The organism is Streptomyces sp. NBC_00096, assembly GCF_045041305.1.
GTDB lineage: Bacteria > Actinomycetota > Actinomycetes > Streptomycetales > Streptomycetaceae > Streptomyces.
Window position 1 is genome coordinate 517676 of record NZ_CP108221.1, and the last position, 20445, is coordinate 538120.

At 73.2% G+C, this 20445-nt stretch carries 17 protein-coding genes; 7 read left to right on the plus strand and 10 right to left on the minus strand.

Annotated elements, in window-relative coordinates:
• Nucleotides 1-12 precede the first annotated feature (12 nt).
• Both OG904_RS02325 and OG904_RS02330 read right to left on the minus strand, forming a co-directional pair.
• Entirely contained in the window at nucleotides 13-864 is an 852-nt protein-coding gene (locus OG904_RS02325) for an ABC transporter permease (protein ID WP_405486826.1), read from the minus strand.
• Entirely contained in the window at nucleotides 861-1781 is a 921-nt protein-coding gene (locus OG904_RS02330) for an ATP-binding cassette domain-containing protein (protein WP_405486828.1), read from the minus strand. The genes OG904_RS02325 and OG904_RS02330 overlap by 4 nt, the downstream gene beginning before the upstream one ends.
• Nucleotides 1782-1913: 132 nt before the next feature.
• Here OG904_RS02330 and OG904_RS02335 point away from each other — a divergent pair, with 132 nt between their 5' ends.
• Both OG904_RS02335 and OG904_RS02340 read left to right on the plus strand, forming a co-directional pair.
• Entirely contained in the window at nucleotides 1914-3113 is a 1200-nt protein-coding gene (locus OG904_RS02335) for a sensor histidine kinase (protein ID WP_405486830.1), read from the plus strand.
• Entirely contained in the window at nucleotides 3110-3781 is a 672-nt protein-coding gene (locus OG904_RS02340) for a response regulator transcription factor (protein WP_328301998.1), read from the plus strand. Before OG904_RS02335 ends, OG904_RS02340 begins: the two co-directional genes overlap by 4 nt.
• Before the next feature lie 64 nt (nucleotides 3782-3845).
• On the opposite strand, the gene OG904_RS02345 is transcribed toward OG904_RS02340, so the two are convergent.
• The gene (locus tag OG904_RS02345) at nucleotides 3846-5093 is read right to left on the minus strand and encodes a cytochrome P450 (protein WP_405497706.1); all 1248 of its coding nucleotides are present in this window, start codon (nucleotides 5091-5093) and stop codon (nucleotides 3846-3848) included.
• A 281-nt stretch (nucleotides 5094-5374) separates the two neighbouring features.
• Here OG904_RS02345 and OG904_RS02350 point away from each other — a divergent pair, with 281 nt between their 5' ends.
• Nucleotides 5375-6301, plus strand: a complete 927-nt coding sequence (locus OG904_RS02350; protein ID WP_405486832.1) for an SDR family oxidoreductase — start codon at nucleotides 5375-5377, stop codon at nucleotides 6299-6301.
• Between the two features lie 170 nt (nucleotides 6302-6471).
• Here OG904_RS02350 and OG904_RS02355 read toward each other — a convergent pair whose 3' ends face one another.
• The 3 genes from OG904_RS02355 to OG904_RS02365 all read right to left on the minus strand — a co-directional run bounded on the left by OG904_RS02355 (nucleotide 6472) and on the right by OG904_RS02365 (nucleotide 10157).
• A complete protein-coding gene (locus OG904_RS02355) occupies nucleotides 6472-7521 on the minus strand; it encodes an enoyl-CoA hydratase/isomerase family protein (RefSeq protein ID WP_405486834.1) in 1050 nt (349 codons plus the stop codon).
• 48 nt (nucleotides 7522-7569) lie between these two features.
• Nucleotides 7570-9240, minus strand: a complete 1671-nt coding sequence (locus tag OG904_RS02360) for an FAD-dependent monooxygenase (RefSeq protein ID WP_405486836.1) — start codon at nucleotides 9238-9240, stop codon at nucleotides 7570-7572.
• Nucleotides 9241-9404: 164 nt separating this feature from the next.
• A complete protein-coding gene (locus OG904_RS02365) occupies nucleotides 9405-10157 on the minus strand; it encodes an AraC family transcriptional regulator (protein WP_405486838.1) in 753 nt (250 codons plus the stop codon).
• Between the two features lie 192 nt (nucleotides 10158-10349).
• Here OG904_RS02365 and OG904_RS02370 point away from each other — a divergent pair, with 192 nt between their 5' ends.
• Complete coding sequence (locus OG904_RS02370; RefSeq protein ID WP_405497708.1) at nucleotides 10350-11459, plus strand: MFS transporter; 1110 nt, start codon at nucleotides 10350-10352, stop codon at nucleotides 11457-11459.
• Between the two features lie 211 nt (nucleotides 11460-11670).
• Nucleotides 11671-14502: a glycosyl hydrolase 2 galactose-binding domain-containing protein gene (locus tag OG904_RS02375; protein ID WP_405486840.1), complete on the plus strand. Its 2832-nt coding sequence runs from the start codon at nucleotides 11671-11673 to the stop codon at nucleotides 14500-14502.
• On the opposite strand, the gene OG904_RS02380 is transcribed toward OG904_RS02375, so the two are convergent.
• Genes OG904_RS02380 through OG904_RS02395 form a run of 4 tightly spaced genes read right to left on the minus strand, consistent with a single transcriptional unit; the run spans nucleotide 14454 to nucleotide 18736 of the window.
• Complete coding sequence (locus tag OG904_RS02380; RefSeq protein ID WP_405486842.1) at nucleotides 14454-15785, minus strand: TfuA-like protein; 1332 nt, start codon at nucleotides 15783-15785, stop codon at nucleotides 14454-14456. The two genes, OG904_RS02375 and OG904_RS02380, sit on opposite strands and share 49 nt — an antisense overlap.
• Nucleotides 15785-16960: a YcaO-like family protein gene (locus OG904_RS02385; RefSeq protein ID WP_405486844.1), complete on the minus strand. Its 1176-nt coding sequence runs from the start codon at nucleotides 16958-16960 to the stop codon at nucleotides 15785-15787. Before OG904_RS02385 ends, OG904_RS02380 begins: the two co-directional genes overlap by 1 nt.
• 20 nt (nucleotides 16961-16980) lie before the next feature.
• Nucleotides 16981-17790, minus strand: a complete 810-nt coding sequence (locus OG904_RS02390) for an ABC transporter permease (RefSeq protein ID WP_405486846.1) — start codon at nucleotides 17788-17790, stop codon at nucleotides 16981-16983.
• A 4-nt stretch (nucleotides 17791-17794) separates the two neighbouring features.
• Nucleotides 17795-18736, minus strand: a complete 942-nt coding sequence (locus OG904_RS02395) for an ABC transporter ATP-binding protein (protein ID WP_405486848.1) — start codon at nucleotides 18734-18736, stop codon at nucleotides 17795-17797.
• Between the two features lie 176 nt (nucleotides 18737-18912).
• Here OG904_RS02395 and OG904_RS02400 point away from each other — a divergent pair, with 176 nt between their 5' ends.
• Entirely contained in the window at nucleotides 18913-19896 is a 984-nt protein-coding gene (locus OG904_RS02400; RefSeq protein ID WP_405486850.1) for a hypothetical protein, read from the plus strand.
• Between the two features lie 13 nt (nucleotides 19897-19909).
• A complete protein-coding gene (locus tag OG904_RS02405; RefSeq protein ID WP_405486852.1) occupies nucleotides 19910-20359 on the plus strand; it encodes an aroma-sacti cluster domain-containing protein in 450 nt (149 codons plus the stop codon).
• Nucleotides 20360-20445 lie beyond the last annotated feature (86 nt).

Below are 20445 nucleotides of genomic sequence, written 5' to 3' on the forward strand. Positions count from 1 at the left end.
CCGTGGGCCGTCTCACACGTCGCGGCGCCGTACGAGGACCACCGCGAGGGCGACCGCGATCAGCGGCCAGAGGACGTACACGGTCCAGGAGCCGGGGACGGTGGCGTCGTAGGCGAGCGAGTGGGGATCCGGTTCCCAGCTCTGCACCAGGCGCTTCCACGCCGTGGCCGGCATCGAGTGGCTCACGGCGGCGGACCAGCGTGCGCTCTGCGAGAAGACCGGCGGCAGCATCACCAGGACGAAGGCGCTGGTGACCATGGTGGTGGCGCCGTGCCTGATCAGGGCTCCGAAGCCGAGGCCGACCAGGGCGCAGACCGGGCCCAGCAGGGCGGAGGCCACCAGTGCCCGGAACACGCCGGGATGGGTGAGACCGACCCCTGCCCCATGCCCGTCCAGGACGGCCTGGGAGACCAGGAAGGAACCGGTGGAGATCACCGTGCCGACCGCGGTCCACAGCGCGGCGGTGACCACCGCCTTGGCCAGCATCACCGCCCCGCGGGCGGGGACGGCCGCGGTGGTGGTACGGATCAGGCCGCTGCTGTACTCGCTGACGACGGTGAGGGCGCCCATGCTGCCGGCGACGAGCATCAGCGTCATGTAGCCGGCCGGCGGGTAGGCGTCGTAGGGCAGGAATTCGGCGGGTCCGGACGGCACGGACTTGTTCGCCAGGGCGGCCACGGCGGATGAGCCGATGACGAACAGGGTGATGAGTGCGAGGGTCCACGGGGTGGAGCGCAGGGACCGCACCTTGATCCACTCGGCGGCGAGCAGGTCGCCGAACCGGGCGCGCGGCTCGCAGGCGGTCGCGGGGGCGGAGGAGGGGGCAGAGGAGGCGGAGGAGGGGGCAGAGGCGAGTGTGGTCATCGGGGCTGTCCTGCCTGGTATTCGACGCTGTCGGCGGTGAGTTCCATGAAGGCCTCTTCCAGTGAGGCGGTCCGGGTGGTCAGCTCGTTGAGCAGGATCCCGTTCTCGAAGGCGAGCACGGAGATCCGGTCCGCGGGCAGTCCGGTGACGGTGAGCTTCTCGGCGCCCGCCGATCCCTCCGGTTCGACCGACGCGCCCGCCGCGGTCAGTACCGCCGCCAGCTCGGCGGCCTGCCGCGTGCCCACCACGACGCCGGGACCGGCGCCGCGGGCCGCGAACTCCCGTACCGGCTCGGCGGCGATGAGCCGGCCCCGGCCGATGACCACGAGCTGGTCGGCGGTGTTCTCCATCTCCGACATCAGGTGGCTGGAGAGGAAGACCGTGCGGCCCTCGGCCGCGAGGCGGCCGAAGAGGCGGCGCATCCACAACACCCCTTCCGGGTCCATGCCGTTGACCGGTTCGTCGAACATCAGGACCGGCGGGTCGCCGAGCAGGGCGGTGGCCACCCCCAGGCGCTGCTTCATGCCGAGCGAGAAGCCGCCGATGCGGCGGTTCGCCGCCTCGGCCAGTCCCACCTCGTGCAGGACCTCGTCCACGCGGCGCCGGGAGATCCCGTTGCTGCGGGCCAGGGCGGTCAGGTGGGCCGCGGCGGTGCGTCCGCCGTGGACCTGACCCGCGTCGAGGAGGGCGCCGACGTGCCGCAGTCCCCGGGCGTGGCTGCGGAAGGGAACGCCGTTGACGGTGGCGGTGCCCGAGGTGGGCGCTTCCAGGCCGAGGATCATCCTCAGGGTGGTGGACTTGCCGGCTCCGTTGGGCCCGAGGAAGCCGGTGACCTGGCCGGGCCGCACGGTGAAGGACAGGTGGTCGACGGCGGTCTTGCCGCCGTAGTGCTTGGTGAGTTCATTGACTTCGATCACGTGGACAACCCTGCCGGGAGGGGCCCGGCCGGTCATGGGGCCGTGGGAGGCAATCGCGCGCGGCCGTCTTGGCCCGTGGGCGTAAGCCCCCGGGCGGATGCCGCGGGGCCGGCGGCTGGATAACCTCGCGGGATGAACGACATACCGGCCACCCCGTCCACGGGAACGAAGGTCACCGCCTGGTCGGGGGGTGTTCTGTACGTCCTCGCGGTGGGTCTGCTCATCGGGGGCGCCCCGCGGGCTTCGGGCACGGTCCACGGCATCGGGGCACTGCTGGCCGCGAGCCTGCTCGCCGGCGTCCTGCGCCGCGGGCCGGTCCTGGCCCTGGTCCTGGTGCTCCTCGGATCCACCGCCGTGGTGGCGGGCCCCCCGAGCGCCGCGGGCGTGGACCTGTCGGCCTCGTACCAGGGGCAGTTCCTGCCGTTCCTGGCGGTGGACCTGGTCCTGGGCCTCCTCGTCGCCACCCGCACGCGGCGGACCTCGGCCGTCGCCGCGGCCGCCTCCCTCCTCGTCCAGCTCCTGCTCGTCGGCGGCTTCGCCCACGGGGACGGCATGGCCGTCAACCTCGTGATCGCCCTCCTGGCGATGGCCGCGTCCTGCACGGCCGGACTGCTGGTCCGGGAGCGCCGCGAGCACGCGGTGGAGCTGCGCTCGCAGGAGGTGGCCGAGGCCGTGATCGCCGAACGGCTGCGTATCGCACGGGAGTTGCACGACATGGTCGCGCACAGCATCGGCATCATCGCCATCCAGGCCGGGGTGGGGAGCCGGGTCATCCGGACACAGCCCGCGGAGGCCCTGGAGGCGCTGCGGGCCATCGAAACCACCAGCCGGGAAACCCTGTCGGGGCTGCGGCGCACGCTGGTGGCGCTCCGTCAGGCCGACCCCGGCACGGAGGGTTCGGGCCGGGCACCGCTCACGCCTTCGCCCGGACTTGCGGACCTCGAACGGCTGGCGGCGGCAACGGCGGACGCCGGCGTACACGTCGACGTGCGACTCGGCGGCGAACAGCGGCCGCTGCCCGCCGACATCGACCTGTCGGCCTACCGTATCGTCCAGGAGGCGCTGACCAACGTGGTCCGCCACGCGGGCACCGGACACTGCCGGGTGGCCATCGACTACGGGGACGGGGAACTATCCGTGGAAATCGTCGACGACGGGCGCGGCGCCACCGAGGACGGCCCGGCCCACGGCTTCGGGATCGTCGGCATGCGCGAGCGGGTCGCCCTGCTGCAGGGCCGGCTCAGCGCCGGACCACGACCCGGGGGTGGGTTCCGGGTCGCGGCCCGGCTGCCGCTGCCCGCTGCGGCCGGAGTTCCGGTGGAGGCACGATGACCGGCGGTCCCGTACGCGTCCTGCTCGTCGACGACCAGCCACTGGTGCGGTCCGGCCTGCGCGTGATCATGGCCGACCACCCCGACCTGGAGGTCGTCGGCGAGGCGTCCACCGGCGCCGAGGCGGTGCGGCTGGCCGGGGACATCGACCCCGACGTGGTGGTGATGGACATCAGGATGCCCGGCATGGACGGGATCGAGGCCACCCGGCTGATCACCTCGGGTCCGGCGACCGCCCGCGTCCTCGTGCTGACCACCTTCGACGAGGACGACCACGTCTACGGCGCGCTGCGGGCCGGAGCTAGCGGCTTCATGGTCAAGGACATGGCGATCGACGACATCCTCGCGGCGGTCCGTGTGGTCGCCGCCGGCGACGCGCTGATCGCTCCGGGTGTCACGCGCCGCCTGATCGCGGAGTTCGCCGGGCGCCCGGAAGCCGCCCCGGCCCGCTCCCCGAGGCCGATCGAGGGCATCACCGAGCGCGAACGGGAAGTCCTGACGCTGGTCGGACGCGGCCTGTCGAACTCCGAGATCGCCGGGGAGCTCTTCATCTCCGTGGCCACCGCGAAATCGCACGTGTCGCGCCTGCTCACCAAGCTGGGCGCCCGGGACCGGGTCCAGCTGGTGATCACCGCGTACGAGACGGGTCTCGTCACGCTACCCCGCTGAGCCCGGCCGGGGATCGCGGGCCCGGCCGGACTGCGGGGCCGACCGGGCTGCGGGGGCCGCCGGGTTACAGAGGGCCCTGCCCGGCCGTCCCGCTCCGTACCTGCCGTACCGGCCGGACCGGCAGCGACTCGACGCTGTTGCCGATGAAGCTCCGCTGGTGCGGGAGTTCGGGCTCGGGGACGGCCAGGTCCAGGTCCGGGAAGCGGGTGAAGAGGGCTTCCAGGGCGATGGTGGCTTCCAGCCGGGCGAGCGGCGCGCCGACGCAGTAGTGGGCGCCGTGCCCGAAGGAGAGGTTGCGGGCCGCCGTGGGACGGGTCAGGTCGAAGCGGTCGGCGTCCGGTCCGTGGAAGGCCTCGTCACGGCCTGCCGCCGTGTACCCGGCGAGGACCGGGGTGCCCCGCGGGATCACCGTCCCGCCGATGGCCAGGTCGCGGGTCGGGTAGCGGAACGGGAACCAGCTGACCGGGCCGTCGAAGCGCAGCGTCTCGTCGACCACGTCCGACCAGGTGGCCTTCCCCTCCAGGACCAGGGCGAGCTGGTCGCGGTGGGTGCACAGGGCGCGCACCGCGTTGCTGATCAGGTTGAGGGTGGTCTCGTGCCCGGCGACCAGCATCAACCGCATGGTGCCGATGAGTTCGGCCTCGCTGAGCCGGTCGCCGTCGCCGTCGCGGGCGGCGATCAGCGCACTCGTCAGGTCCTCGCCCGGGGCGGCCCTGCGGGTGGCGGCGATGGCCGCGATCAGCTCGACGAGCTCCCGTACGGCCGCCATGACCTCGGCGGGGGTGGTGTCGGTCGCGATGATGACGGTATTGGACAGCTCGTGCAGCCGACCCCGGTGCTCTGGGTCCACGCCGAGCAGTTCACAGATCACGCCCATGGGGAGCGGGAGCGCGAAGTGGGTGCGCAAGTCCGCAACCCCGTCGGGCGATTGGGCCGCCGCTCGCTCCAGGTCGTCCAGCAGACCGGCCGTCAGCTCCTCGATCCGGGGGCGCAGCCGCTCCACCTGGCGGACGGTGAAGGCGTTGCCCACCAGGGAGCGCAGCCGCCGGTGGTCCGCGTCGTCGGCGGTGTGCATGCCCTGGGCGTTGGCGAAGACGCGCAGCGGCCAGTCCGGGGCGATGGTGCCGTCGTGCAGGGCGGGGAAGTGCCGGGCGTCCTTGGCCACATCGGGGTGGGCGAGGAACTCCTTCAGCGCCTCGTGCCCGAGGACGACGGCCCCGGGCACGCCGCCGGGGAGCACCACGTCGGCCACGTCGCCCTGGGCGCGCAGCCGGGCGTTGAGGGCGTGCGGGCAACCGCCCGCGGGGTCGATGACGTACGCGGGTGCGGGTGCCCGGGTCGGTGCCGGTACCGGTGCCGGAGCGGATGCGTGGGCGTCGCGTGCGGGATCGATGGACAAGCGGGTCTCCTGACAATATGGACGGAACTCGGCCAACAGTGCGTCCTGGAGGGCGGGTTGTTCAAGTCCGCCCCGCTCCCGTCTCACGGCGGGTCCGGTCACGGCGGGGCTGGGGTCACCGCAGGGCCCGGGGTCACCCGGGCACGGCCGCGCCGTCCGCGCCGTCCGCGCGTGCGCGTCGTAGGCTCGCGGTCATGACGGAGGAAGCACGCAGGACCCTCGAAGGAAAGGTCGCCCTGGTGGCCGGGGCGACGCGCGGCGCGGGCAGGGGCATCGCCGTCGAACTGGGGGCCCGGGGCGCGACCGTGTACGTGAGCGGGCGCAGCACGCGGGGCCGGCGCTCCGAGTACGACCGGCCGGAGACGATCGAGGAGACGGCCGAGCTGGTCACGGCGGCCGGCGGGCGCGGGATCCCGGTGGTCGCGGACCACCTGGTGCCCGATCAGGTCGCCGCCCTGGTCGGGCGGATCGACGCCGAACAGGGCCGCCTCCACGTCCTGGTGAACGACATCTGGGGCGGCGAGCGGCTCTTCGAGTGGGAGAGCACGGTCTGGGAGCACGACCTGGACAACGGGCTGCGCCTGCTGCGGCTCGCGGTGGAGACCCACGCCGTCACCAGCCACCACGCGCTCCCGCTGCTGCTGCGCGAACCGGGCGGGCTGCTGGTGGAGATGACGGACGGCACGGCGGAGTACAACGCGAGCCGCTACCGGGTCTCCTTCTTCTACGACATCGCCAAGTCGGCGGTAATGCGCATGGCGTTCGCGCTCGGGCACGAGGTCGGTCCGCGCGGAGCGACGGCGGTGGCCCTGACCCCGGGCTGGCTGCGCTCGGAGATGATGCTGGAGACCTTCGGCGTCACCGAAGCGAACTGGCGCGACGCGCTGGAGAAGGTCCCGCACTTCGGGATCTCGGAGACCCCGTCCTACGTCGGCCGCGCGGTCGCGGCGCTGGCCGCGGACCCGGAACTGGCCCGCTGGAACGGGCAGTCGCTCTCCAGCGGGCAGCTCGCCGCGGTCTACGGCTTCACGGACCTCGACGGCAGCCGCCCGGACGCCTGGCGGTACATGGTGGAGGTCCAGGACCCGGACCGCCCGGCGGACACCACCGGATACCGCTGAGCGGCCCCACTCGTCCGCGTGGCCGACCATCATCGGCACCACCCCCTGGCATCGCCCCGGGTGCCGCCCCCGGAACCACCCGCTCGGCGGACCTCAGGCCGTCCGCACCAGCCGGGCGATCCCCTCGAGCACGCGCGGAGCCGGTGGGCGGGCTCAGCCGGCGGGCGGGCTCAGCCGGCGGGCGGGGCGAAGAAGCGGGCCACGTCCTGCCCGGTGACCTCGCCGAGGGTGGCCGGGGACCAGCGCGGGCTGCGGTCCTTGTCGAGGACCTGTGCCCGGATGCCCTCCACCAGGTCGGGCGAGGTCAGCGCATGGCAGGAGACCCGGAACTCCTGCTCCAGCACCGGCTCCAGCCCGCCGAGGGCGGCGGCCCGGCGGACGGCCTCCAGCGTCACCTTCAGCGCGGTCGGGGACTTGGCGAGGATCGTCCCGGCAGCCTCCTTGGCCGCCGGGTCTCCGTACGCGAACAGCCGGTCCACGATCTCCTCGACGGTGGCGGCGGCGTAGCAGTGGTCGATCCAGCCCCGCCAGGCGGCGAGCTGTCCCGGCCCGGGCGTGGCCGCGTACCGCGCCAGCACCTCGTGGGCGGGGGCTCCGGTGAGCTCGGCGGTCAGCGCGGGCAGCCGGCCGGCGGGTACGAAGTGGTCGGCGAGCCCGCACAGCAGCGCGTCGGCGGCCCCCACGGCGGAGCCGGTGAGGGCGAGGTGGGTACCGAGCAGGCCGGGGGCGCGGGCGAGCAGGTGGGTGCCACCGACGTCCGGGACGAAGCCGATGCCGGTTTCGGGCATGGCGACGCGGGAGCGTTCGGTGACCACCCGGACGCTGCCGTGCGCGGAGACGCCGACTCCGCCACCCATCACGATGCCGTCCATGAGGGCGACGTAGGGCTTGGGGTAGCGGGCGATGTGCGCGTTGAGCCGGTACTCGTCGCGCCAGAAGTCCACCGAGGCCCTCGTGCCGGCCTTGGCGTCGTCGTGGATGGCCCGGATGTCCCCGCCCGCGCACAGCCCGCGCTCCCCCGCGCCGCGGATGAGCACCTGGTCCACCGCCGGATCCCGCTCCCAGCCGGTCAGGGCCTCGCTGATGCGCAGCACCATGGGGTGGGTGAGGGCGTTGAGGGCCTTGGGGCGGTTGAGTGTGATCACCCCGGTGCGGCCTTCGACGGCGCACAGCACGCTGTCCTCGCGGGTGTCGCCACTGGTGTCGTGTTCGGTCTTCACACCGGCCAGTATGGCCGCCCGGCCGAAGGCGCCCGGATGGGGTGGCCGCTAGGCGGACAGGGCCTCGAGGTAGCCGGACAGGGCCGCCTCCGTGTCGGCGGGGGCGAAGCGGGCGGCGAGGTAGCCGTCCGGGCGTACGAGGAAACCGGTCGGGCCGTCGGGGCGGTACAGCCGGGCGAACTCCCCGGCGGCGTCCCGGTATCCGGGGACGGCCAGGGCGGCGGCCGAGTCCGCATCGGCCTCGCGGGCGAGTACGGCGACGGTCTCCAGGCCGGGCAGCCGCGACCGGGCGGCCAGGCTCCGCTCGGCGGCCCCGGCCAGGGCGGCGGCCCCGGCCGCGTACAGGAGCATCACGTGAGCGGTACGGCCGCGCAGGACGTCGAGCAGCCGCACGGGGTAGGCGGCGATGGGCAGGGTCAGCCCGGTGCAGTCCGGGGCCCGGTCGCCGGGCTGGGGAGCCCCGGCCGGTCCGTACGGGCTGCCGGCGAGCGGCCCGCCCCGGTAACCGACGAGCAGCTGCGCCTCGCGGAGCAGCACGGTCCCGGGGTCGTCCGTGTCGTCGTGGAAGCCCGGCCCGGACGCGTGCCGCACGGTCCGGCCGACGACCTCTTCGCCGACCGGCCGGCGCTCGGCGTCGTAGCCGGCGAGCAGGGCGGGTCCCGCCGCTCCCCGCAGGACGAGGGCCAGCTTCCAGGCCAGGTTGCAGGCGTCCTGGATGCCGGTGTTCATGCCCTGGGCACCGGTGGGCGGATGGATGTGCGCCGCGTCGCCGGCGACGAAGACCCGGCCGTCGCCGTAGCGGTCGACGATGCGGTGGCTGATCCGGAAGACGGACGACCAGCGCATCGCGGAGAGCCTGGTCGGCGTCGGGGCCAGGCGGTCGACGACGGCCTGGACGTGGGGCAGTTCGGGAACCCGGCCGCCCCTCTCCAGCCCGTGCTCCACACCGTCACCGGGCACCGGGCCCGGCGCGCCGGACCCCGCCCCACCGGGCTCCGCGGAGAGCTCGGGCGGGATCCGCATCGTCATGCGGTAGCGGTTCGCACCGGGCAGCGGTACGCAGACCAGCACGTCGTCGATGGCCCCGTCGGCGCCGTAGTGAGTGGACCGCACGGCGTATCCGTGGGGCAGGTCCCAGTCGGTTTCGACGTCGGCCAGCATGTATCCCTCCGGGAAGGCCCCGCCCTCGAACGCGAGGCCCAGCCCCTTGCGCACCGTACTGTGCGCTCCGTCGCACCCGATGAGGTACCGGGTGCGCAGTTCCTCCTCGGCGCCGGAGGCGGTGCGCAGCCGGCTGGTGACCCCGTCCGCGTCCTGGGTGAACGACAGCAGCTCGGTGCCGCGCTCGATGACGGTGCCCAGGCCGGCCACGTACTCCTCGATGAGGCGCTCGGTTTCGTACTGCGGCAGCGCGGCGAAGCGGTAGGGCACCTCGGGCGGCAGCTCCATCGTGATCCGGGCCTGCTCGCGGCCGTTCACGTAGATCAGCTGTCCGTTCAGCTCGACCGCGGCTTCCAGGACGGTACGGGCCAGGCCCATCCGGTCCCAGATCTCCAGCGTGCGCGGCTGGATGCCGACCGCCTTCGCGTACGGGAGCCGGGCCGGCAGCAGGTCGATCAGCCGGCAGCCCACGCCCTGCCGGCGCAGTTCGGCCGCCGCGCTCAGCCCCACCGGGCCCGCACCCGTGATCAGCACGTCTGTCGTCCGGGTCTGTGCCACGGGTCCTCCCGGTCTCCTGGCCCCGAATCGTCGCCCGGCCCCGAATCCGGTCCTTCCTCCATGCTCACCCGGCGGAACGCGGACGGCGAGGCGGGCCCGGAGCCCGGAGCCTGGATCCCGGATCCCGGATCCCGGATCCCGGATCCCGGATCCCGGAGCCGGCCTCAGTGCCCCTTGGCGTGCGCCCCCGGGGTGTGCCCGAAGGCCCGGCGGAACACGTCGATGAACGCGCTCGCCGAGGACCAGCCGCAGCGGTGCGCGACCGCCGTCACGGGGGTGTCGACGGCCAGCAGCCGCAGCGCGTGGTGCAGCCGCAGCTGGGTCCGCCACTGGGGGAACGTCATGCCCAGCTCCGCGCGGAACAGCCTGCTCAGGGTCCGCTCCCCGGCTCCGGCCCCGGCCTGTGCGGCGAGCTCCGCCAGCCCGCGTGGATCCGCCGGATCGGCGTGCAGCAGCGCGCACACCGCGGCCAGCCGGGGGTCCGCGGGAGCGGGCAGGTGCAGCGGCTGAAGCGGCGAGGCGCGCAGCTGGTCGAGCAGCACCCCCAGCATGCGGCGCCGCTCGGCGCTGTCGTCCTGGGGGGTCCGGGTGTACTCCAGGATCAGCTCGCGCAACAGGGGGCCGACGGCGAGCACGGCGGGGGCGGAGAGCGACAGCGGGTTGAGGCGGGTCGGCAGGCCCACGCAGTGCAGGTCCACCCGGCCGAACGCCCGGTGCTCGTGCACCGTCCCGGCCGGGATCCACAGGGCCCGGGTGGGCGGCGCGACCCACGTACCGGCGTCGGTGGTGACGGCTACCACCCCGGACCCGGCGTAACAGATCTGGTGGTCGTCGTGCCGGTGCGGATCGATGCCGTTGTGGGTGTCGAGCTCGCGGATGCTCGTCGCTGCGCGGGGAGTGTGGCGGATTTTCTGCATCACCCGGCAATTTATCGGAAGCGGGCCGCCCCCGGCCAGAGAGATTCTCAACCGGTGACCTCCACTGGACCTGCACCGACACCTGTTCCGACACCGACACCGACGCTGACACCCGCTCTTGCACCTGCGCCGCCGCCCGCTCCGGCCCCCGCCCGGCTCCGTACCGCCGCCTTCTCCGCCGGCCACTCCTGCGTGGACGTCTACCAGGGCGCCGTCGCCGCGCTCGTCCCCTTCCTGGTCTCCGAGCGCTCCTACGGGTACGCCGCCGCGTCCGGCATCGTGCTGGCCGCCTCGCTGCTCTCCTCGGTGGTCCAGCCGCTGTTCGGAGCGCTCACCGACCGGTGGCCGATGCCCTGGCTGATCCCGCTGGCCACCGCCGCGGCGGGGCTGGGCGTGGCGCTGGTCGGACTCGACGCCGGGTACGCGGCCACGCTCGCCGCCGTCGCCCTGTCCGGGCTGGGCGTCGCCGCCTACCACCCGGCGGCCGCCCGGCTGGTCCGCACGGCGGGCGGCTCCGGGCACGGCGCGATGAGCTGGTTCGCGCTCGGCGGCAACATCGGCTTCGCCTGCGCTCCGCTGCTCGTCGTCGGCGCGCTGGCCCTGCCGGGCCGGGCCGGGTGGTGGCTGCTGGCCGCCCCGGCGGTGCTCGGCGTGTTCCTCAACTGGCCCCCGTCCGCGAAGGGTTCGCCCGCGGGCCGGGCAGGAGTCCCGGCCGCGGCCCGGCGGCCCGGCGACGACTGGCGCGCCTTCCTGCGGCTGTCCCTGGTGGTCGTGGTCCGTTCCGTGGTCTTCATCGGCCTGAGCACCTTCATCGCCCTCTACGTCCGCGAGCGCGGCGGCGGCGAAACGGCCGGAGCCGTCGCCCTGTTCGCCCTCTTCGCGGGGAGCGCCGGCGGCACCCTCCTCGGCGGCCGGCTGGCCACCCGCTGGGGCCGGGTCACCACCGTCCACCGGTCCTACGCGGCCGCGGTACCCGCCGTCGCCGGCGTCCTCTTCCTCCCGCTGCCGCTGGTGTACGTCTGCGCGGCGCTGGCCGCCGCCGCGCTGTACGTGCCGTTCTCCCTCCAGGTCACCCTGGGCCAGGACTACCTGCCGACGCGCATGGGCACGGCGAGCGGGGTCACCCTGGGCCTGACCGTCAGCGTCGGCGGGCTCGCGAGCCCCCTCATCGGCGCCGCGGCCGACGCCACCTCGCTGCGCACCGCCCTGCTCCCGCTGGCCGTGCTCCCGCTGCTGGCCTGGGCCCTGGCCAGGCGCCTCCCGGAGCCGCCGGAGCCGCAGACCGCACCGGCATCCCGCTGAGTCCGCACCGACCCCCGGGAAGCCCGCCGTGTCGGCGCCGCGGCCGGACGGCGCCCGCACCCGCGATGCGGAGTCCCGAGCGCCGCACCCGGCAACTGCCGTCCTGCACCGCCCGGCACCCCGGCCCGGTGCGCGCGCCGAACCGCCGGGGGCACGGGCGGCGGGGCTAAGGTCGGGGCGTTCGTGACGACCAGCCCGCTCGGAGAGCGCCGTGCCGCACCGCCCAGTCCGCGCCCGCGTCCGCACCTTCACCCGTGGCCGCGTCCGCGTCCGAGTCCGCACCCGCGCCCTGGCCGTCCTCGGGCTGCTGTGCGCGCTGACGGCCGCCGCCCCGGCCCCGGATCCCGCCCCGGGCCGGCCCGCCACCACCACCACCGCCACCGCCACCGCGGTGACCACCGTCGCGGCGGCCCCGGGAAGCACGACCCCGCTGTCGGGGTACGCCGTGCAGTCGACCGCCCGGGTCTCCGACACGCCTGCCGCCGTCTCCTCCCCCGGCTACCGGACCAGCGGCTGGTACCCGGCCGGACCGCGCTCGACCGTACTGGCGGCCCTGATCGCGCGCGGAACGTATCCCGACCCCTTCTACTCCACCAACCAACAACGCATCCCCGCCACGGACTTCACCGTCCCGTGGTGGTTCCGGTCCGACTTCGCCGTGGCCGACACCACCGCCCGCACCTTCCTGGACTTCAGCGGGGTGATCTCGGCGGCGGAGGTGTACGTCAACGGCCGGCAGATCGCCGGCGCCTCCGAGGTGACCGGCGCGTACACCCACCACGAGCTCGACATCACCGCTCTCGTGCGGGCGGGCGCGAACACCGTGGCCTTCCGGATCCGGCCGAACAACCCGCACAAGCACCTCACCGCGGGCTGGCTCGACTGGCTGCAGCCGCCGCCCGACGCGAACATGGGCATCGTCCGCGACGTGCTCGTGCGCCGCGGCGGGCCCGTCGCCCTGCGCGACGCCCACGTCGTGACCAGCCTGGCGCTGCCCTCGCTCCGTTCCGCCGAGCTGACCGTCAAGGCCGAGGTGCGCAACGACTCGGCCGCCCCCGTCACCGCCACGGTGTCCGGCCTCATCGACAAGGCGCACGCCGCGTTCCGCCAGGACGTCAGGCTGCGCGCCCACGAGAGGAAGACGGTCAAGTTCACCGCGGCCTCCCACCCCCGACTCCACCTGGAATCCCCCCGCGTGTGGTGGCCCGCCGGCATGGGCGGGCAGGAGCTGTACGGGCTGCGGCTGACGGCGACGGTGGCGGGCACCCTCTCCGACGAGGCCACCCGGAGCTTCGGCATCCGCGAGGTGCTGGCCCCGCTCGACGAGGACGGCGCCCGCCGGTACTCCGTCAACGGGCGCCCCCTGCTCATCCGCGGCGGCGGCTGGTCACCGGACGAGTTCCTGCGCTGGGACCGTGGGTACGTGGAGGACCGGCTGAAGTACGCGCTCGACCTCGGGCTCAACACCCTGCGCCTCGAAGGGCACATCGAGCCCGACGAGTTCTTCGACCTCACCGACCGGTACGGGATCCTGACGCTGCCGGGCTGGCAGTGCTGCGGCAAGTGGGAGGGACAGGTCAACGGCACGGAGGCCGGGGAGCCGTGGGAGGAGGAGGACTATCCGGTGGCCGCAGCCTCCATGGCCGCCGAGGCCGCCCGCCTGCGCGGCCACCCCAGCGTGGCCTCCTTCCTCATCGGCAGCGATTTCGCGCCCGATGCCCGGATCGAGAAGGGGTACGTGAACGCGCTGCGCGCCGCCGACTGGCGCACACCGGTGGTGTCCGCGGCAAGCGCCGCCTCGGCTCCCCTGACCGGGAGTTCGGGAATGCGGATGACCGGTCCCTACGACTGGGTGCCGCCCGGCTACTGGTACGACAAGCGCGAGGGCGGGGCCACCGGATTCAACTCCGAGACCAGCGCGGGACCTTCGATCCCCACCCTCGACACCCTGCGCCGCATGATGTCCCCCGCCGAACTGGACACGCTGTGGCGCGACCCGTCGGCGCGCCAGTACCACCGCTCCCCTTCACGCACCTTCGGCACGCTGAAGCTGTACGGCGAGGCGCTCAGCGCGCGTTACGGTGCTCCGCGTTCGCTGGAGGAGTACGTCCGCACGGCGCAGCTCGCCCAGTACGAGAACGTACGGGCTCAGTTCGAGGCGTACGCCCGCAACGCCAAGGACGCCGAGCGGCCGTCGACCGGGATGGTCTACTGGATGTTCAACAGCGGCTGGACCTCACTCCATTGGCAGCTGCTGGACCGTCACCTCGACCAGGGCGGCTCCTACTTCGGGGCGAAGAAGGCGAACGAGCCGCTGCACGTCCAGTACTCGTACGACGACCGGACCGTGGCCGTCGTCAACCGGCGCCACGCCCCCGCGTCGGGACTGACCGCGCGGGTGACGCTGTTCACCCCCGCCGGGGTGCCCAAGTACGACCGGACCGTGCGCGGCGTCTCGGTCGCCGGGGACGGCGCCAAGAAGACGGCGCTGACCCTGCCCGCCTCCGTGAAGGGGCTGCCCGCCACCTACCTGGCGCGCCTCGTGCTCAGTGACGGCGCCGGCCGGGAGACGAGCCGCAACGTCTACTGGCTCTCCACCCGGCCCGACGTCCTCGACTACGCGGCCACCGACTGGTACCACACTCCCTCCACCGGGTACGCGGACCTCACGGGGCTGCGCTCGATGGCCGCGACCCCGGTGTCCGCCACGGCGGTGACCGCGGACTCCTCGGGGACCTCCACCACCACGGTCACCCTGCGCCACGCGGGTACGGGCAGCACGCCCGCGCTCCTCACCGACGTCCACCTCGTCGACGGCAAGGGCGCGCCCGTCCTGCCCGTCCGCTGGTCCGACAACCAGGTCAGCCTCTGGCCCGGCGAATCCGCGACCCTGACGGCGACCTACCGCACCGCCGATCTCCGGGGATCCGCTCCGCGCGTGCGGATCTCGGGCTGGAACACCCCGGTGGCCACCGTCCCGGCCGCGCCCCGGGATCACCGGGCGGCGGAACTCCCCCGTTCGCGGCCGCGCCGGATGTCGTAGGCGAAGAACCTCGTGACCGCCCCGCCGAGCCCGTCGAGGCCGGAGAAGCCCCGCCGGGCCATCTCCACGTCGGGTGAGGTGCCGCGCCGTTGCCAGTGGCGCAGGAAGAGCTTGGCGCACATCGCCGGAGGCGGGACCACGAGCCGGGGCCGGGCCGCCTCCGTGGCCTCGTCCGCCCGGGCGACGAGCTCGCGCCACTCCTCCCAGCGCGCGGACTCCCGCAGGCGTTCCAGGACGGCCGGCCTCCAGTCGACCGACTGCCATACCGGCCACACCCTCACCATGAGGAGCCGGATCCGGTCCGCTCCGGTGAGCTGCGCCAGTTCCCCTTCCGTGAACCAGCGGGTGAGGGGGTCCGGCAGCGGTGAGCCGGCGTCGAGCCCCAGTTTGGCCGCCGCGTACTCCTCGAGGGTCGCGCCCCGGGCGCCGGACAGCTCCTCCAGCAGGGCGTTCGACACGCTCTCGTGCAGTGCCGGGTAGCCGTCGTCGAACAGCCGGGCCGCGTCCAGCACGTCGAGGTCCGACATCCAGCGGCCGGGGGCGTACTCGCGCCGGGTCCGGCGGACCAGTGACTGGGCGCGGCTGATCCCGGTGAACGGCACGTCGGCCGTGACCGGGGCGGCCGGCACCGTGCCCCGGTCCGCGATCTCGCGGAGCGCCGATACGGCGTCGAGCCGCTTGAGGTCCCAGACGCCCGAGCCGATCATCTCCTCCAGCGTCCGCAGGGCGTCGTGGTCCCGCTCCTCCAGAGCCCGCTCGATGTCCTTCCAGCCCCGGTGGGTGAAGGGCAGGGCCGCGGCGGCCGCGACGATCCGCCGGCCGGCCGCCATCGGAACCAGGTCCGTCTCGGCCCCCTCCTCGCAGCCGTAGCGCAGGTTCACCAGCGCCACGGTCTGCGCCGGGTACCCCATCTCGGCCGGACCGTGCAGCACGCCGACCTCGTCGTCCCCGTCGATCTCGCCCGAGGCGTACATCTCGTGGACGGCGCCCGTGCCCCGCATCCCGCACGGGCCCAGTTCCGCCGCCCGCAGCGCGCCCATGCTCGCGGCGCCGATGACCTCGGCGCCTTCGGTGAGGACCTGGAGGATCTCCTTGTGGCCGACGGAGCGCCGTTCCCGGAAGTAGCCGTCGATGACGACGACCACGTCTCCCGGCTGCCACCGGTCCGCCAGCAGGTCTCCCCGGCCGGCGGGCGGGCGCACCTCCGCCTCCGGCAGCAGCGCGTGCACGTCGGCCGCCGAGATCGTCGGCCCGGCGTAGACGACCACCCTGGTCCCGCTCACTACAGCACCTCCGCGCATACGCGACTGCCCGGCGCCACGACCTTGACGACGGGGACCCCGATCTCGTCCCGCGTCAGGTCGACGACGACCGGCGGGTGGGAAAAGGCGGTGGCCGCCTGCCGGACCACGTACTCCAGATCGCCGACCAGGCTGTCGTGCCGGACGGGCTCCCGGAGCAGGTCCGCGATGTCGGCCGCCGGGGCGGTCCGGGCGCTCTCCAGCCGGGCGGCGTCCACGTGGCCGAAGTCGTCCCGCAGGTCGTCCCTGGCCCCCGAGATGTACGCGAGCCTGGCCTGGGCCGCCTCGGAGACGGCGCGGGTGAGGGCGATGTCGGGGCTGAGGTGGCAGCCGAACCCGTACATTGCCGCCGGGTACTCGAAGGAGGCGACCCAGGCCAGGAAGCACGGCAGACCGGTGGGCGACGGCACCAGGCGGACCTCGAGGGTGACGTCGGCCCGCTCGATCAGCTCGCACAGTTCCCGTGCCTCGGCCGACCCCGACGTCCGGGGGTCGACGCGGACCCCCATCTCCCCGCCCCCGGCGAGCGCCGCCGTCATCGCGTCCCGCTCGATGACCTCGCACAGTGCGTGGATGGCGGCTTCCACCCGGGTGTTCCCGCTGGCCAGCCCGTTCGTCGACTCGAAGAACACCGGCGGGTTCCAGTCGGTGTTCTCCTCCAGCGTCAGCCGGACGGTGTCCACGGGGACGAAGGTCGGCGCGCCGTCGACCAGCGATCTGGCCGCCATCCACTCCAGTGGCAGCCCGTCGTGCAGCAGGCTCGGTACGCAGGGTGCCAGCGCGGAGACCTCGTAGCCGAGCCGCGCGGCGATGTCGCGGGGGGCGGCCGTCAGGGCGGGCTCCACGGGTTGTTCCACGTGCCAGGTCTCGACCGACTCCATCACGGCCGACAGCCGGGCCAGTTCGGGCGTCATCCCCTTGCCCTGGGAGACGGCGAGGGTCCTGGACAACGGCCGGACGGCCTGGAAGGTCGGGATGCCGATGCTGTCGAGCCGGGTGATGTCGGCGACCCGGGTGACGCCCACCTTGGCCGCCGCACGGGTCGCCATCTCCCAGGTGGCGGCGGGAAGCCGGGCCCTGTTCGTCCCCGGCAGGCGGAGTACGGAACGGTCCTGCGGCGAGGCGAGCCAGGACAGGGGTGAATCGTCGGTCTGCACGATGAGGGGCTCCCAGCGAGTCAGAGGTTGCGGGTGCGGCGCAGCAGCGCGCGGCCGGCGACGAAGTTGGCGACGAGGGCGACGGCGGCCAGGACCACCAGGGAGGGCCACGCCTCCCCCAGGCCGAAGATCGCGGCGTCGCGCATCCCGGTGACCGCGTACGACACCGGGTTCACCGTCGAGATCCACCGGAGCACGGTGGGCAGTTGCTGCGAGGTGGACAGCGAGGGAGCGGCGAAGACCAGGACGGGCACCGACACGCTGGTGAGCACCATGAAGGTGCGGTAGTCGCTGATCAGGACCGCCGCGGCGAGGTACAGCCCGTTGAAGGCCACCGACGAGAGCACCAGCGCCAGCAGCAGCCAGATCCAGTGGGAGGCGTGGAAGGGGTAGTCGAAGATGACCGCGGCGACGGCCAGGGCCAGCAGGCTCTGGGCGAGCACGAGCGAGACCCCGGCCAGCAGCTTGCCGGCCAGGAAGCGCGAGCGGCGCAGCGGCCAGCTCCACAGCTGGGTCGACACTCCGCTCATCTCCTCCTGGAACATCGCCATGCCGGTCGTACCGGAGGCGCTGACCACGGACATGGACAGCACCATGGGGAGGAGGAAGACCGAGAACGGAAGTGTTTCACCGCGGTAGGTGATGTTCCCGACGACATTGCCGAGGGAGGTGTTGACCAGCAGCAGGTAGACGAGCATCGGGGTCAGACCGAGGATCAGGTTGACCCTGTTGCGGGCCAGCAGCGCGTATTCGCGGTAGAACACGGCGATGAAGTCGGCCGGCTTTCCCGAGGCGACCGGTGCGGTGTTCTTGAATGCCAAGTCGGACACGGTCTCAGCCCTCGTTCCCGGTCATGCGCAGGAATACCCGCTCCAGCGAGTCGGTGACGGTGGAGATTCCCGAAATCGCGACCCCGGAGTCGTGGCAGTGCCGTGACAACTGCGGCAGTACGTCCCGGACCTGCGCGTTCTCGATGCGTACTTCGGTGTCCTCGGCGGTGGCGGTCAGGCCGGCGGCGGCGGCCCACTCCTTGACGACCTTGGCCGCGACGGCGTCGTCCACCTTCACCAGCAGGTGCGCGCCGCCGAATTCCCGGACCAGCTCGCTGGGCTGGGCGAAGCGGACCACCTTGCCCTTGTTGATGACCAGGACGCGCTGGGCGTTGCGCTCCAGCTCCTGGATGATGTGGCTGGTCCAGATCACGGTCATGCCGTTCTCCTCCCGGAGCCACCGCACGAACCGCTCGATCTGGTGCCGTCCGGCCACGTCCAGTCCGGCCGAGGGCTCGTCGAGGATCAGGAGTTCGGGGATGGTCAGCAGCGCCCGTACGAGCTGCAGGCGCTGACGCTGTCCCCCGGACAGCTGGAAGACGAGCTGGGACAGGGCGTCCTTCAGCCCGAGGTACTCGGCCACCTCCAGCGCCCAGGGCCGGGTGGTGCGCCAGGACAGGCCCTTGAACCGCGTGGCGATCAGCAGGTTGTCCAGAGCCGACAGCATCTCGTCGTAGGGGGCGGACTGGTGCATGGCACCGATGCCGCTCTTGGCGGCGACCGGATCACGGGCCGGATCCACCCCGAACACCCGGATGCTCCCGGTGGTGGGAGGGGTGACGCCGCAGATCATTTTCATCAGGGTGGTCTTCCCGGCACCGTTGGGTCCCAGCAGCCCGATGGTCTCGCCCTTGGCGATCTCGAAGGAGATGCCGTCGACGGCCGGCGTCTCTTTCCCCCGGTATCGTTTGGTCAGCTCTTCGGCGTTCACCACACCGTTCGCCACGGTCCGCCCTCCACAATGTGATTGATGTTTCCCCAGGTATCAGGAATGCCGATCGAGTAGCTGCGGGTGGACGTTACGCCCGTCGGACAGGACGGTCGCGGCGCAGACCCAAGCTGCCTTTGAACTGCCTCTGCTCTGCCCCCCTCCGCACGTCCGCGTTGGCTAGCATTCGCTGCATGAGCCGTTCAGGACATGCGGAAGACCGCGACGGCAAATCCGTCGTGGTTCTTGTTAATTGCGCGGGCGGCCGTGAATTGGAGATCGTTCGCGACGCATTGACGGGACCGCTGGAAACCCCGACGGTTCTGATCCGGCAGGACGAACTCCTCTCGACGCCCATGGCGCTCGACGTGGACACCGGTCTGCTGGACATCGCCGGGCGCCGGGTCAGACCGGCCGTGGTGTGGGTGCGCCATTCCTCGGCCTGTGCGCTGGTGGCGCAGGCGCGGCCGCCGGGCTCGATGACACCGCTGCGGGCGGAGTCCTGGTCCGGATTCCTCCGGCAGGTGGCCTCGGCGGCCACCGTGGCCCTGCCCGGCGGAACCGTCGCCGGCCCCGACCAGCTGGCCCTGGCCCGCGGGTTGGGCGTGCGGACGCCGCGCACCGTCGTCACCAACGACGTCCCGGCGGGCGCGCGCGAGGTGGGGGCCCCGACCCTCGTGGTCAAGACGCCGGACTTCAGGCTGTTCGAGGCCGACCGGCGCAACTGGAAGGCGTACCTGCCCTCGGTCGTGGGCCGGGAGGCGGCAGCGGGGGGACCGACTGGCGCCGCCGCGGCGGCCGGTGACCGTCCGGTCGTGGTCCAGGAGTACGTGGCCCACGCCCGCGAGCTGCGCGTCTACCAACTCGACGGCGGGATCTGCGCCTTCGAGGTCCGCAAGCCCGATCCGTCGAGCCTGATGACGGATCCCGACAGTGTGACCGTGACGCGCGTCGACTGCCCGCGGCCGGTGGCCGAGGCGGTGCGCACCCTGTGCGCCGCGTGGGACCTGCGCTACGGGGCGTTCGACCTGCTGGTGTCGGACACCGGGGAGCCGGTGTTCCTGGAGGCCAACCCGGACGGCGACTGGCTCTGGTTCGAACGCAAGGCGCGCTGGCACGGCGTCTCGTTCATGGCCGCCGTCATGGTCCGCGAGTTGTTCGTACGGAACGCGTCGTGAGGAGCTCGTGCTGATGACGGCGATACAGGGGGCCGAGATATCCGGCCGGGGCCGGGTACTCGTGGCCATGGTGGCGCAGGGGCACACGACCGACCGCGTGGCCCGCGCGCTGCGCCTGAGCAGACACACCGTGGGTGAGGAGATCAGCGTCCTCCTGGACCGGTTCAACTGCCGGAACAGGGCGGAGCTGGTGGCCTACTGCTATGTCAACCGGATCCTGCCGATCGGTATCTGGCCGCCGCCGTGCGGCCCCGTGGAAGAGGTGAGTGACGTGTTCGACCCTCTGACAGCCCTGCGCGAAGCGGGACTTCCCGTCGACCAGCTGAGCACCGCGCAGCGCGAGGTGCTGGCGGCTCTGACCGAGGAGGAGGCCGCCGTCGTCGTATCGGTCCAGCACCGGCTGGTCGAGGCGGACGCCGGGACGGACGCCGACGTGTGGGCGCACGATCTGAAACTGCTCTGACCCCCCGCGACGGCGACGGCACTTGCACCTGCACCTGCCGCGCCGTCCGCAACGGCACCTTTGGCGGCCCGGGGCACCCACCCCGG

What these genes read in the sequence shown, in the direction of transcription:
- OG904_RS02405 (WP_405486852.1), top strand. Translation starts at nt 19,910, where the DNA reads ATGACGGCGATACAGGGGGCCGAGATATCCGGCCGGGGCCGGGTACTC.
- OG904_RS02325 (WP_405486826.1), bottom strand. Translation starts at nt 864, where the DNA reads ATGACCACACTCGCCTCTGCCCCCTCCTCCGCCTCCTCTGCCCCCTCC.
- OG904_RS02400 (WP_405486850.1), top strand. Translation starts at nt 18,913, where the DNA reads ATGAGCCGTTCAGGACATGCGGAAGACCGCGACGGCAAATCCGTCGTG.
- OG904_RS02350 (WP_405486832.1), top strand. Translation starts at nt 5,375, where the DNA reads ATGACGGAGGAAGCACGCAGGACCCTCGAAGGAAAGGTCGCCCTGGTG.
- OG904_RS02365 (WP_405486838.1), bottom strand. Translation starts at nt 10,157, where the DNA reads ATGCAGAAAATCCGCCACACTCCCCGCGCAGCGACGAGCATCCGCGAG.
- OG904_RS02335 (WP_405486830.1), top strand. Translation starts at nt 1,914, where the DNA reads ATGAACGACATACCGGCCACCCCGTCCACGGGAACGAAGGTCACCGCC.
- OG904_RS02340 (WP_328301998.1), top strand. Translation starts at nt 3,110, where the DNA reads ATGACCGGCGGTCCCGTACGCGTCCTGCTCGTCGACGACCAGCCACTG.